The sequence below is a fragment of the Streptomyces sp. Ag82_O1-12 genome, from assembly GCF_900182715.1.
GTDB lineage: Bacteria > Actinomycetota > Actinomycetes > Streptomycetales > Streptomycetaceae > Streptomyces > Streptomyces massasporeus.
Genome location: NZ_FXUW01000001.1, coordinates 6,756,904 through 6,769,911 on the forward strand (window position 1 = coordinate 6,756,904; position 13,008 = coordinate 6,769,911).

Annotated in this window: 8 protein-coding genes; 4 read left to right on the forward strand and 4 right to left on the reverse strand. The window is 72.9% G+C overall.

Annotated elements, in window-relative coordinates; translation table 11 throughout:
* Nucleotides 1-305 precede the first annotated feature (305 nt).
* Entirely contained in the window at nucleotides 306-2,051 is a 1,746-nt protein-coding gene (treZ, locus tag QOL88_RS30860; RefSeq protein ID WP_097221551.1) for a malto-oligosyltrehalose trehalohydrolase, read from the reverse strand.
* A 173-nt stretch (nucleotides 2,052-2,224) separates the two neighbouring features.
* Between treZ and QOL88_RS30865 the strand changes: the two genes are divergently transcribed.
* Nucleotides 2,225-2,776: an FHA domain-containing protein gene (locus QOL88_RS30865; protein ID WP_097221552.1), complete on the forward strand. Its 552-nt coding sequence runs from the start codon at nucleotides 2,225-2,227 to the stop codon at nucleotides 2,774-2,776.
* Between the two features lie 176 nt (nucleotides 2,777-2,952).
* On the forward strand, nucleotides 2,953-4,296 hold the full coding sequence (locus tag QOL88_RS30870) for a M14 family zinc carboxypeptidase (RefSeq protein WP_097221553.1): 1,344 nt from the start codon (nucleotides 2,953-2,955) through the stop codon (nucleotides 4,294-4,296).
* Between the two features lie 234 nt (nucleotides 4,297-4,530).
* Here QOL88_RS30870 and QOL88_RS30875 read toward each other — a convergent pair whose 3' ends face one another.
* From QOL88_RS30875 to glgX, 3 genes are all read right to left on the reverse strand, one after another.
* Nucleotides 4,531-5,781, reverse strand: a complete 1,251-nt coding sequence (locus tag QOL88_RS30875; RefSeq protein ID WP_097221554.1) for a M14 family zinc carboxypeptidase — start codon at nucleotides 5,779-5,781, stop codon at nucleotides 4,531-4,533.
* 180 nt (nucleotides 5,782-5,961) lie between these two features.
* Nucleotides 5,962-8,331 (reverse strand): malto-oligosyltrehalose synthase, encoded by a 2,370-nt coding sequence (gene treY, locus QOL88_RS30880; RefSeq protein ID WP_097221555.1) that lies wholly within the window; start codon nucleotides 8,329-8,331, stop codon nucleotides 5,962-5,964.
* Between the two features lie 106 nt (nucleotides 8,332-8,437).
* Nucleotides 8,438-10,597 (reverse strand): glycogen debranching protein GlgX, encoded by a 2,160-nt coding sequence (glgX, locus tag QOL88_RS30885; protein WP_097221556.1) that lies wholly within the window; start codon nucleotides 10,595-10,597, stop codon nucleotides 8,438-8,440.
* A 182-nt stretch (nucleotides 10,598-10,779) separates the two neighbouring features.
* Here glgX and QOL88_RS30890 point away from each other — a divergent pair, with 182 nt between their 5' ends.
* Together QOL88_RS30890 and QOL88_RS30895 are read left to right on the forward strand one after the other, a co-directional pair.
* Complete coding sequence (locus tag QOL88_RS30890; RefSeq protein WP_097221557.1) at nucleotides 10,780-11,598, forward strand: Tat pathway signal sequence domain protein; 819 nt, start codon at nucleotides 10,780-10,782, stop codon at nucleotides 11,596-11,598.
* 58 nt (nucleotides 11,599-11,656) lie between these two features.
* Nucleotides 11,657-12,979 carry a copper amine oxidase gene (locus QOL88_RS30895; RefSeq protein WP_097221558.1) on the forward strand — a complete coding sequence of 441 codons (1,323 nt, stop codon included), beginning with the start codon at nucleotides 11,657-11,659 and terminating at the stop codon, nucleotides 12,977-12,979.
* Nucleotides 12,980-13,008: the final 29 nt, after the last annotated feature.

The following is a 13,008-nucleotide window of genomic DNA, read 5'->3' on the forward strand; positions in this document are numbered from 1 at the left end:
CCCGTGCAGGGCTGTTCCCTCGGCTTCACCGTCCGGGCGCACGGCACCGGCGAGCGGTACGACCCGTTCGAGCCCGAGGACACGCCCCCGGTGGGCGACGAGGCGCTCGCCTACCGCGGTGTCGTCACGCCCGAGGGCGGCACGCCCCGGCCGGTCCGCACCACCGCCGTACGCCACCGCCGTACGCCACGGCGACGTCATCGCCGTCCGCACCGCGGTGGGCGGCGCCCGCAGCGCGAGCCGCACGGTCCTCAGGCCCGTGATCGAGGCGCGGGACGCGAAACTCCGCTGCCGTGCCGTGCCGATCAGTCCTGGGCGAGCACCACGGCCGACTCCCCGGGCAGCCGCACCGCCCCGTCCGCCCCGGGCTCGTCCACCGGCTCCCACGCGGCCAGCACGCGCGCGTGGGGCACGCCGAGCGGCAGCACGGCCGGCTCGGCGGCCAGGTTCACCGCCACCAGGACGTCCCCGCGCCGGAAGGCGAGCCAGCGGCGCTCCTCGTCGAAGGCCACCTTGGTGTCGGCGAGGTCGGGGTCGGTCAGGTCCGGCTGCTCGTGGCGCAGGGCGAGCAGCTGCCGGTACCAGGCCAGCATGCGCGCGTGGGGCTCGCGTTCCGGCTCGGACCAGTCGAGGCAGGAGCGGTCCCGGGTCGCCGGGTCCTGCGGGTCGGGCACGTCCTCCTCCCTCCAGCCGTGCGCGGCGAACTCCCGCCGCCTGCCCCGCCGTACGGCGTCCGCGAGCTCCGGGTCGGTGTGGTCGGTGAAGAACTGCCAGGGCGTGCCCGCCGCCCACTCCTCGCCCATGAAGAGCATCGGCGTGAAGGGCGCCGTCAGGATCAGCGTGGCCGCGCACGCCAGCAGACCGGGGGAGAGAAGGGCCGAAAGCCGGTCCCCCTGGGCGCGGTTGCCGACCTGGTCGTGGGTCTGGCCGTAGCCGAGCAGCCGGTGCCCGGCCACCCGCGCGCGGTCCAGCGGGCGCCCGTGGTGGCGCTCCCGGAAGCTGGAATACGACCCGTCGTGGAAGTAGCCGCCCGTCAGGGTCTTGGCGAGCCCGCCGAGCCGAGCGCGCGCGAAGTCGGCGTAGTAGCCCTGCGCCTCGCCGGTCAGCGTGGTGTGCAGAGCGTGGTGGAAGTCGTCGTTCCACTGCGCGTGCAGCCCGAGGCCGCCCTCCGCGCGGGAGGTGATGAGCCGCGGATCGTTCAGGTCCGACTCGGCGACCAGGAACAGCGGCCGGTCCGTCTCGGCGGCCAGGGCGTCCACGGCCTGAGACAGCTCCTCCAGGAAGTGGTACGCCCGCGTATCCACCAGCGCGTGCACCGCGTCCAGGCGCAGCCCGTCGATCCGGTAGTCGCGCAGCCAGGCCAGCGCGCTGCCGATCAGGAACGCGCGCACCTCGTCCGAGCCCGGCGCGTCCAGATTGACCGCGGCACCCCAGGGCGTGTGGTGGGTGTCCGTGAGGTAGGGGCCGAAGACGGGCAGGTAGTTGCCGGACGGCCCGAAGTGGTTGTGCACCACGTCGAGGACCACGCCCAGGCCGAGTTCGTGCGCCCGGTCGACGAAGCGTTTCAGGGCCTCGGGCCCGCCGTACGGCTCGTGCACCGCCCACAGCGAGACACCCTCGTAGCCCCAGCCGTGCGTCCCCGGGAAGGGGCACAGGGGCATCAGCTGCACATGCGTGACACCGAGTTCGGCGAGATGGCCGAGCCGCTCGGCGGCCGCGTCCAGGGTGCCCTCGGGCGTGTACGTCCCCACGTGCAGCTCGTACAGCACCGCACCGGGCAGCGGTCGCCCCCGCCACCGCGCGCGCCACACGTACCGCTCGTGGTCGACGACCGCGCTCAGCCCGTCCGGGCCGTCCGGCTGCCGCCGCGAGCGCGGATCGGGCAGCACGGTCCCGTCGTCCACCGCGAAGCCGTAGCGGGACCCCTCGCGCGCTTCGGCCTCGCCCCGCCACCACCCCGCCCGTTCCGGATCACGCTCCAACGCGTGTGTGACGTCGTCGCACCGGAGCGTCACACGGTTGGCCTGTGGTGCCCACACCTCGAACTGCACGGACGGTTCCCCTTCGTCTGCTCACCGTGATGTAGCCCGTCCATGGTGCGTCAAAAGAGATCAATCCGCTGGTGCATCCACCCATTTGCGGCGGGTCTACCCGGGTACGCGCGCGGGGCGGCCGATTTCCCGTTTTCTGGACAGCCCGGCCGCGCTGCCCGACAATCACCAGCGTGACGTCGTCCTTCGAGTTCAACACGTTCCCCGCGCGGCTCTCCGACGCGGAGCGGGACCGGGTGCTGAAGGTGCTGCGGGACGGCGTCGCCGTGGGCCGCCTCTCCCACGACACGTTCGTCCACCGCATGGAGCTGGCGCTCGCCGCCCGCCGCCCGGACGAACTCGCCGTGCTCACCGCCGACCTGCACACCGAGAGCCGCCTCTCGCGCCTGGTGTTCGGCACCGTCGAGGCCGTCTCCGGATTCTCCGTACGGCTGCGCCGGGCCTGGCAGGCCGAGCGGCTGCCCAAGCTGCAACTGCCGCATCCGTCGCTCGGCCATCCGCTGCGCATAGGCCGCGACCCCGCCAGCGGACTGCGCCTCAACCACGAGACGGTCTCCCGCGTGCACGCCGAACTCCGTCACCAGGGTGGCATGTGGGTCCTGCGCGACCTCGGCTCCACCAACGGCACGACGGTGAACGGCAGGCGCGTCGTCGGCGCCGCCGTCGTCCGCGAGGGCGACCAGGTGGGCTTCGGCCGGATGACGTTCCGGCTGTCGGACGGCTGACCGGAAACGGAGCCACACCTCACCTCCGGCCTGGGGATTACCGAATGCCGGTCCCGGGGGATTGGCCGAAAACCCCTTGCGGTTCGCGGTGTTGACGTACCCCTGAAGTCGTGACTGACTGTGCGTACGCCATCTACACCTGGTGAACCGACGGCACCGCATGGGGGAGGTGTGCCCTGCCGCCCCCGCTGCGCTACCCGACCGTCGACGAACTGGGCGCCCGGGCCACCGCCCTCGTCGCCCGCCACCCCCGTGACGCCCGGCTGCGCCGGGTCGGCACCTCGCGCGCGGGCACCCCCCTCTGGCTGCTCTCCGTCGGCCACGGCAGCCGCCAGGCCCTGGTCGTCGCCGGTCCCCATGCCAACGAACCGGTGGGCGGCGCCACCGTGCTCCGCCTGGCCGAGCGGGCCCTGGCCGACCCGCGGCTCACCGAGGGCGCGGACGCCACCTGGAACCTGCTGCTGTGCCTCGACCCGGACGGCTCGCGCCGCAACGAGGGCTGGCTGCCCGGCCCCTACACGCTCGGCCGGTACGTCCGCCACTTCTTCCGGCCGGGCTTCCTGGAGCAGCCCGAGTGGCTGCCCGACGGCGCGGCGGGCGCCGCCCTGCCGGAGACCCGCGCCCTGCTCGACCTCCAGGACGAACTGCGCCCGTTCCTCCAGTGCTCCCTGCACGGCGTCGACATCGGCGGCGGCTTCGTGGAACTCACCCACGACCTGCCCGGCCTCGACCGGCGCCTCGCCCACATCGCCGCCCGACTCGGCATCCCCCGTGAACTCGGCGCCTACGACGCCCTGTACTGGCCCGGCCTCGGACCCGCCGTCTACCGGATCCCGCCGCCGCGCCGGGCCGATCTGGTCGCGGCCATGACGGAGGCCGCGGTCGAGTCCACGTGGTACCACCCCTACCGGCACGGCACCGTCACCGCGGTCGTCGAGGCACCCATGTGGGGCGTGACGGCCGTGGCGGACGGTTCCCCGCCCGCGGACCGGGACGCCGTGCTCCGGGCCGTCAGCCGCACCCTGCGCCACGACACCGACCTCCTGCGGCACCTGCTGGCCCGGATCCGGCCGCATCTCGCCACCGCGCCCGACGCGGCCCGCCTGCTCGCCCCGGTCGACGACTACCTCCTGGTCTGCCCCGGCCTCGCCGACGCCTGGGACCCCGACACCGGCGACAGCCCGGGCCACCCCCTCCCGGCCCTGAGCACCGCCCACCTGGTCGCCCTGCGCATCTCCGGGCGCCGGCTCGCGCTGCGCACGGCGGGACTGCTGCACCAGCTCGTCCGGGCCGCCGGCCGCGACCCGGGCGGGGTGCTGCCGGAGCTGGACCGCCTGATCGACGAGTGGTGCGCCGAGTACCGCGACGGCTGCGGGGCGCGCTGGATCCCGGTGGCCCGCCAGGCGGAGTACCAGGCCCGGGTGGTGCTCGCCGCGTTCGAGCTGGCGGGGCGGCACACGCGCGCGTGCTCCGGTTCGGGTTCGGCTCCGGGCGAGCCGGTGCCGCTGCAACGGGACTGAGGCACGGGGCCGACTCACAGGGCCGACTTACGGGGCTGAGGCACGGGGTTGAGGCACGGGGTCGACTCACGGGGCTGAGGCACGGGGTCGACTCACGGGGCTGAGGCACGGGGTCGACTCACGGGGCTGAGGCACGGGGTCGACTCACGGGGCTGAGGCACGGAGCAGACCCACGGGGCTGAGACACGGTGCCGACCCACGGGGCTGAGACACGAGGCCGAGACGCAGAGCCGGCTACGACGCCCTCTCGCGCGCGTGCAGCGCCGCCGCGACGACCGTGCGGGACTGGTGCTCCACCTGGTGCTCCAAGGGCACCCAGCGGGCGCGGAACCGTTCCGCGAAGGCGCCGCTCCAGGTGGAGACGAGCTCCTCCAGCCGTTTCGCCGCCGCGTCGTCGGTCCCGCGCAACACCCGCAGCAGCATCGCCGCCGCCCGCAGCGGCACACGGCGCGCGAACGCGTCCACGCTCCCGACGTACGCCCGGGTCAGGTCGGCGGGCGGGGTGTGCAGCAAGTCGGAGGCCAGCCCCGGCACCAGTTCGAGACCCCATCGGGCGGCCCGCAGCAACGGGCCGTCCAGGTCCGCCAGCCGGGGCAGCGCCTGGTCGAGCACGCGCGTGACCTCCAGCGCGTCCCGCTGCAGCCGGCGCGCCAGCAGAGCGATCGCCGCCGCCGGAGCCGGATGCGGAGCAGGGTCGTCCACGAGGTCGCTCGCCCACATCGGCACCTCGACGACCGCGGTCAGTCCGCCGTACCGGTGGGCGTGGTACCAGGTGCTGTGCCGCGCGTCGTCCGGCAGGCTCGGGTACGCCGGCCCGATCCCCGGCGCCGGCATCACATGGACGCCCGGCCCGGAGGCGGGCCAGCCCGCGGCGTCCGACGCCCCGGTCTCCACCGGGATGTGCAGCTCGGCCGCGGACTTGGCGAACGGCTCGGCGAGCCCCGGCACGTCCCTCGTCAGCTGCACCCAGCTGCCGCCCAGGTCCGTGCCGTGCAGGGTGACCTGCAGATACGGGCGCAGCTCGTCGATGACGCCTGTCAGGGCCCGGGTCTCGGGCGGCAGCCGGTCCGGCGGCAGCACGGACGGCGCCCACTCGGGCTGCTCCGGGCCCGCCGGCCGGAAGAAGCCGAGGTGGTAGTCGAAGAGGCTGCGCGGCGTCGGCGTGACGTGCAGGCTCGCCCCGTCGGGGTCCGCGCACAGCAGGAAGTGCCAGGAGATCCCGTCGCGCAACTCCCGCTGCTCCAGGACCCGCCGGGCGACCGCGAGCAGGGTGCAGGAGCCGGTCGGCTCGTTGGCGTGGGCGCCGGCGACCACCAGTACGGCGCGGCGGCCCCGGCCCACGGACAGCAGGTGCAATGGCCTGCCCGCGCGTGAGGCACCCACCTGCCGCAGGGTGCACACACCGGGGCGCTGAGCGGTCAACGCCCGGGCAGCGGAAACCTGTTCGTTCACCGTCGGGTAGCGCAGCTCCGGCAGGACACTCACCCCCGTCACATCCGCCCGAGTTCGCCATCGCAGTACCCCACGGCCATGGTGCGGTGTCAAGGGCGCGGCGGGGGAGGCTTCAGGGGGCGCCCGGAAGCATTGACCGCCGGGGCGGGCGCCACACCCGGTGCGGCCCTGTCCGACCAGGGCTTCGCCCGCCTCCGACCGGCTGTCCCGCCCTCAGTCGTCCACCCTCTGGAGCAAGGCCACCGGCACCCCCGCGAACAGCTCCGCCACGCGCGCGTGCCCCGAGAACTCGCGCCCGGGATCCAGCACGTCGGCCCAGCGGCCCGGTGGCAGCGGCAGGCGCGTGTCCCCCCAGCCGCCCGCCTCCGCGAGCCGCAGGGACAGGCGGGTCACCGCCGTCAGCACCTCGCCGGAGCGGACGAACGCCAGGCAGTGCTGTGCCGCGGGTCCCTCGGCCGGCAGCGCCTGGTACGTCGCCGTGTCGCCGAAGGCGCCGGGCCGCCGAGCCCGCAGCCCCAGCGCCGCCCGCGTCACCGCCGCCTTCTCCCCGGAGGTGCCGCCGGACTCCGCGGGCGGGAAGTCCACCGCCCGCCGGTTGTCCGGGTCGACCAGCGCCCGGTACTCGGCCTCCGTGCCCTGGTAGACGTCCGGGACGCCCGGCATCGTCAGCTGCACCAGGGCCGTGCCCAGCACGTTGGCCCGGATGTGGGGCGCCAGCGACTCCCGGAACGCGGCGACCCGCCCGCCCGGCGCCCCGCACGGCCCGGCCGCCACGAACCGCTCCACCGCCTCCTCGTACGGCGGTTCCTGCTCGGTCCAGCTGGTGTACAGGCCCGCCTCACGCACATGCTTCAGCAGCGCCCCCTGCGCCCGCTCCCGCACGCCGGAGGCCGGGCCCAGGCCGAACACCGTCTGCCAGGCCGCCCACGCCAGCTGCGCGTCCGGCACCCCCTCCCCGGTGCGGGTCACCTCCGCGAGCACGTCCGCCCAGCGGCCCGGGCACTCGGTGAGCACGTGCAGCGCCGCCCGGACGTCCGCACTGCGCTTGGTGTCGTGCGTGGTGGCCACCGTGCCGGTCACCGGCCAGTCGCGCTGCACGCGCGCGCAGTACGCGTGGAACTCCTCCGGCGACAGCGCGGGAGCCCCCGGATTCCCGCCCACCTCGGTCGCCGACAGCAGCGGCACGTACCGGTAGAACGCCGTGTCCTCCACGGACTTGGCCCGCAGCGCCGACGAGGTCTGCGCGAACCGCGTCCGGAACTCCAGCTGCGCGGGCCCGTCGCCGTACCGCCCCAGCACCAGGTCCCGTACGACGTCCACCGCACCGGCCTCCTCGGGCACGGCGAAGGCCTGCCGGGCCTCGGCGGCGGCCTCCTCGGGGACCACGGAGGCCGCGTCGGCGGACTCGTAGGGCCGGTAGACCTCCATCCGTACGAGGAGCTCCTGGAGCGCCGTGCGCAGTGCCCAGGGGGCGCGATCGCGCAGGGCGGGCTCCGGGGAGGAGGCGCACAGCCGGCTCGCCACCCGGGTCAGCCGGTCGGTCTCGGTGGCCAGCTCGTGCGTGAGGACCTTGTACGCCGCCCGCCGCACCGTCGCCTCCCACTGCCCGCCCCGGTCCGTCTGCGGGGCCGCGAAGCGCCGGTACTGCCCCAGCAGCTCCCCGAACCCGGCGGGGTCCGTGAAGACCCCGTCCACGTGCCGCAGGGCGTCGTACCCGGTGGTTCCCGCCACGGGCCAGGACGCCGGCAGGTGCTCACCGTCGGCCAGGATCTTCTCCACGACCGTCCAGCGGCCCCCGGTCGCCTCGTGCAGCCTGGCGAGGTAGCCGTCGGGATCCGCGAGCCCGTCGGGGTGGTCGATGCGCAGTCCGTCGATCACGCCCTCGTGCAGCAGCCGGAGGATCTTGTCGTGGGTGGCCTCGAACACCTCCGGGTCCTCCACCCGCACCCCGATGAGCTCCGAGATGCTGAAGAACCGCCGGTAGTTGAGCTCGGTCCGGGCCAGCCGCCACCACACCGGGCGATACCACTGCGCGTCCAGCAGATGCGGCAGCGGCAGGTCCTCGGTGCCCTCGCGCAGCGGCAGGACGTGGTCGTAGTAGCGCAGCACGTCACCGTCGACGCGCAGCTCGTCGAGCACCTCGCCCAGCGGACCGCCGAGGACCGGCAGCAGCACCTGGCCGTCCTGCGCCTCCCAGTCGATGTCGAACCACCGGGCGTACGGCGACTTCGGGCCCTCGCGCAGCACCTCCCACAGGGCGCGGTTGTGGCGCGGGGCCATGGCCATGTGGTTCGGAACGATGTCCACCACCAGGCCCAGCCCGTGCTCGGCCGCGGTGCTCGCCAGCGCCCGAAGCCCCTCCTCGCCGCCCAGTTCCTCGCGCACACGCGTGTGGTCGACGACGTCGTAGCCGTGCGTCGAGCCCGGCACTGCCTCCAGGACGGGGGACAGATGCAGGTGCGAGACGCCGAGCGAGGCCAGGTACGGCACGACGGCCGCGGCTGCTCCGAACGGGAACTCTGGCTGCAGCTGCAGCCGGTACGTGGCCGTGGGCACCACCGGGTCAAGTCGCTCAGGTGTCATGGAACGTACGTACCCGCCCCGCCGCCGTTCGTGTCATCCCCCGGGCCGGGTGCGCCGCGCGTCGCCCGGACGAGTGGCTTCCGGGCGACGCGCACGCGCTGGTCGGTCAGACCGGCCGCTGGAGCACCGTCATGCTCCGGTCCGCCAGGGTCAGCCGGTCCCCGGCCTGCACCTTCGGGCCGGTCTCCGAGGGCACGCCGGCCGGGAGGGCCGTGTCGACCACGACCTCCCACTGCCGCCCGTGATCGACCGGAACCACGAACTCGAGCGGCTTGGGCGAGGCGTTGAACATCAGCAGGAACGAGTCGTCGCTGATGCGCTCCCCGCGTGCGTCCGGCTCGGAGATCGCGTTGCCGTTGAGGAACACGGTCAGCGCCGATGCCTGCGCCGAGTCCCAGTCGCGCTGGGTCATCTCCCGGCCGCCCGGGGTGAACCAGGCGATGTCGGACAGGTCGTCGTGCGTGCCCTCCACGGGCCGGCCGTGGAAGAAGCGCCGACGGCGGAAGACCGGGTGGTTGCGGCGCAGCCACACCATCGCGCGGGTGAACCCCAGCAGCTCCCTGCTCGGCCCGCCCCGCGTGTCCCCGTCCTCCGCGTCCTCGCCCTCCGTGTCCTCCTCCTGCGGCCACTCGACCCAGGCCAGCTCGTTGTCCTGGCAGTAGGCGTTGTTGTTGCCGCGCTGGGTGCGGGCGAACTCGTCGCCGTGGCTGATCATGGGCACGCCCTGGGACAGCATCAGCGTCGCGATGAAGTTCCGCATCTGCCGGGCGCGCAGCCGCAGCACGTCCGGGTCGTCGGTCTCGCCCTCGGCCCCGCAGTTCCAGGACCGGTTGTGGCTCTCGCCGTCGCGGTTGTCCTCGCCGTTGTCCTCGTTGTGCTTGTCGTTGTAGGCCACCAGGTCGTGCAGCGGGAAGCCGTCGTGGCAGGTCACGAAGTTGATCGAGGCCAGCGGGCGGCGCCCGTCGTCCTGGTACAGGTCGGACGAGCCGGTCAGCCGCGAAGCGAACTCCGCGAGGGTGCGCTGCTCGCCCCGCCACAGGTCGCGCACGGTGTCCCGGTACTTGCCGTTCCACTCGGTCCACAGCGGCGGGAAGTTGCCCACCTGGTAGCCGCCCTCGCCCACGTCCCACGGCTCGGCGATCAGCTTCACCTGCGAGACCACCGGGTCCTGCTGCACCAGGTCGAAGAACGACGACAGCCGGTCCACCTCGTGGAACTGCCGGGCCAGCGTCGCCGCCAGGTCGAAGCGGAACCCGTCGACGTGCATGTCCGTCACCCAGTACCGCAGCGAGTCCATGATCAGCTGGAGCACGTGCGGGGACCTCATGAGCAGGGAGTTCCCGGTCCCGGTCGTGTCCATGTAATAGCGGGGGTCGTCGGTGAGCCGGTAGTAGCGCGAGTTGTCCAGGCCCTTGAAGGACAGGGTCGGGCCCAGGTGGTTGCCCTCGGCGGTGTGGTTGTAGACCACGTCGAGGATCACCTCGATCCCCGCCTCGTGCAGCGCCTTCACCGCCGACTTGAACTCCAGCACCTGCTGACCCCGGTCGCCCCAGGACGCGTAGGCGTTGTGCGGGGCGAAGAAGCCGATGGTGTTGTAGCCCCAGTAGTTGTTCAGGCCCATGTCGACCAGGCGGTGATCGTTCACGAACTGGTGGACGGGCATCAGCTCCAGGGCGGTGACCCCGAGCTCGGTGAGGTGCTCGATGATCGCCGGGTGCGCGAGGGCCGCGTAGGTGCCGCGCAGCTCCTCCGGAAGGCCCGGGTGCCGCATGGTGAGGCCCTTGACGTGGGCCTCGTAGATCACCGTGTGGTGGTACTCGGTGCGCGGGCGCCGGTCGTCGCCCCAGTCGAAGTAGGGGTTGACCACGACCGACGTCATGGTGTGCGGCGCCGAGTCGAGATCGTTGCGCCGGTCGGGATCGTCGAAGTGGTAGCCGTAGACCTCCTCACCCCAGCGGATCGAACCGCTGATCGCACGCGCGTACGGGTCGAGCAGCAGTTTCGCGGAGTTGCAACGCAACCCGTGCTCGGGTGCGTACGGGCCGTGCACCCGGAACCCGTAGCGCTGCCCGGGCATGATGCTCGGCACGTACGCGTGCCGCACGAACGCGTCGCTCTCGCGGAGCTCGATCGCCGTCTCCGAGCCGTCGTCGTGGAGCAGACACAGCTCTACTCGGTCCGCGGCCTCCGTGAAGACCGCGAAGTTGGTACCGGCGCCGTCGTACGTGGCACCGAGTGGATACGCCTCGCCAGGCCAGACCTGCATGGATATGACTCTTTCAGGTGTGCGGCGCCGGTGGGGACGCCTTGGTCCCGAGTCTCCCCGAAAGTGAGGGAACCTCCTATGACTTATCTCCCTCTTACCGAGTGACCAGTGCATACGCGGTATGCCAAATCCATTGGGGCAATCACATACTCCCGGGGCTGTGGGGGAGTAGGGGGAAAGACGTGCGCAAGACAGTGCACCGCCACTTGGGGAAGGTGGTGGCCGGTACCGCCATCGCGGTGGCGGGGACCGCCGTGATGGTGGCGGTGACCCTGCCGGGCACGGCGGGGGCGGACGACAGCGGGGCCCGGGCGGGGCAGGCCGTCCCGCAGGAGGCCGGCGCGGCGGCGGGAGCGGGCGGCCGGGCCGTGTCGTCGGGTGTCGTGGAGGCGGCCCCCGCCGAGGGGCAGAAGGGCGAGGGCCGCGACCCGCTGACCGACGACGAGCTGAAGCGGGTCGAGAAGATCGCCCTCAGCAAACAGCTGTTCCGCGGCAGCGAGAGCGTCGACGGGGACCGCGGCCCGCAGCGGCTCGGCGTCGACCTCGCGGAACCCGAGGCCGACGAGGCCGGCCGGCCGGACGCGCCCCGGCGCGCCGACGTGACGTTCTACGACTACCGGGACGACACCCTCGTGACCCGGACCGTCGATCTCGGCACCGGCACGGTGGTGCACAGCGACACCCAGCGCGGCGTCCAGCCGCCGCTGAGCCGTGCCGAGAAGGCCGAGGCGGCCGCCCTCCTGATCGCCGACCCGCTGGGCTCGGACCTGAAGGCGGACTACAAGGACGCCACCGGCAAGGCGCTCACCGGCCCGGACCAGCTCCAGCTCAGCGGCGCCGTCTACCGCGCCGCGCCGGGCGCCCAGCCCGCCGTGCTCGACCGGTGCGGGGAGCACCGCTGCGTCCGGCTGTTCCCGAAGGTCAAGAACGGTCCGTGGGTCGACGCCCGGTCGCTGGTGATCGACCTGAGCGCCCGCAAGGTCGCCCGGCTCGACCGCTGACCCGCCCTCCTCGCTCACCCGTCCACCTCGCTTCTCCTCGTCAGGGAGTCATCTCGTCATGCGCGTGAACAGCGACACCAAGGCCCGCACCCGGGCCGCCGTGGGCCTGACCGTGGCCGCGCTGGCCGCGGGCGCCACGGCCGGCGCGGGACCGGCCACCGCCCAGCCGAAGGCCGCACCCGCCGCGCCCGCGGCCGCCGAGTGCAGCACCGCCTACCGCATCGAGCAGAAGCTCTCCACCGGCACCACCTGGCGGATGTGCTGGCGCTACGACGGCAAGGCCGGCCTCGTGCTGGAGAACATCTCGTACCAGCCCAAGGGCGAACCCAAACAGATCAAGGTCCTCAACAGCGCCCGCCTCGGTCAGATCCACGTCCCCTACGACGACGGCAAGGTCGAGTACGACGACCTCACCGGCTTCGACTTCGCCCAGGGCCTGATGAACCTGGCGCCGGGCGAGTGCCCCGGCGGCACCATCAAGACGGTCAAGGTCCCGGACTCCTGGAACGAGGACCCGAACGTCAAGGGCCTGTGCACCACCACCCGCTCCCGCGGCCACGCCTACCGCATGCAGGGCGACACCGCGAACAAGGTCTTCCAGGCCGAGGGCAAGGACCTCCTCGTCTACACGGTCAACCAGGTCGGCTGGTACGAGTACATGACCGAGTGGCGCTTCCAGGACGACGGCACCATCACCATGAACGTCGGCGCCACCGGCAGCCTCTCCTGGGACGACTACGACGCCGGCGACGGCCGGGGCTGGCCCATCGGCAAGGGCGCGAGCGCCAAGGCCACCAGCCACAGCCACAACGCCTTCTGGCGGCTCGACTTCGCCCTGGACGGCTCCACCAAGAACAAGGTCGAGCAGTACGACTCCACCGTCACCGCGCCCACCCGGGGCCAGCGCGCCCCGACCACCAAGACCACCCGCACCAAGGTGACCAAGGAACTCGCCGGCGACAGCAAGGCATACCGCTGGTGGCGCATGGTCAGCGCGACCGGCAAGAACAAGGACGGACACGCGCGCTCCTACGAGATCGTCCCCGGACCCACGACCAAGTACCCCGGCCGCAGCTACACCAAGCACGATCTGTACGTCACGCAGTACAACAAGTGCGAGATGTTCGCCAGCAACAACCCCGGCAACTGCGGGGCCGGAGCCGGTAAATCCGTCGACAAGTGGGTCAACGGCCAAGCCCTGACCCACCCGGTGGTCTGGATGAACATCGGTTTCCACCACATAGCCCGGGACGAGGACCAGCAGCCCATGCCCGTCCACTGGCAGGGCTTCTCCATCGCCCCGCGCGATGTCACCGCTATGAATCCGCTCACTCCGGCCGAGCTCGGCTGGCAGAACGGGCACTGGCGGCCCCGGAGTTGAGAACTACCCTGGCCATCCGGCTGCACCGC

Excerpts from the sequence above, each read along its gene's own strand:
- treY (WP_097221555.1), bottom strand. The coding sequence starts at position 8,331 with ATGACACCTGAGCGACTTGACCCGGTGGTGCCCACGGCCACGTACCGG.
- glgX (WP_097221556.1), bottom strand. The coding sequence starts at position 10,597 with ATGCAGGTCTGGCCTGGCGAGGCGTATCCACTCGGTGCCACGTACGAC.
- QOL88_RS30895 (WP_097221558.1), top strand. The coding sequence starts at position 11,657 with ATGCGCGTGAACAGCGACACCAAGGCCCGCACCCGGGCCGCCGTGGGC.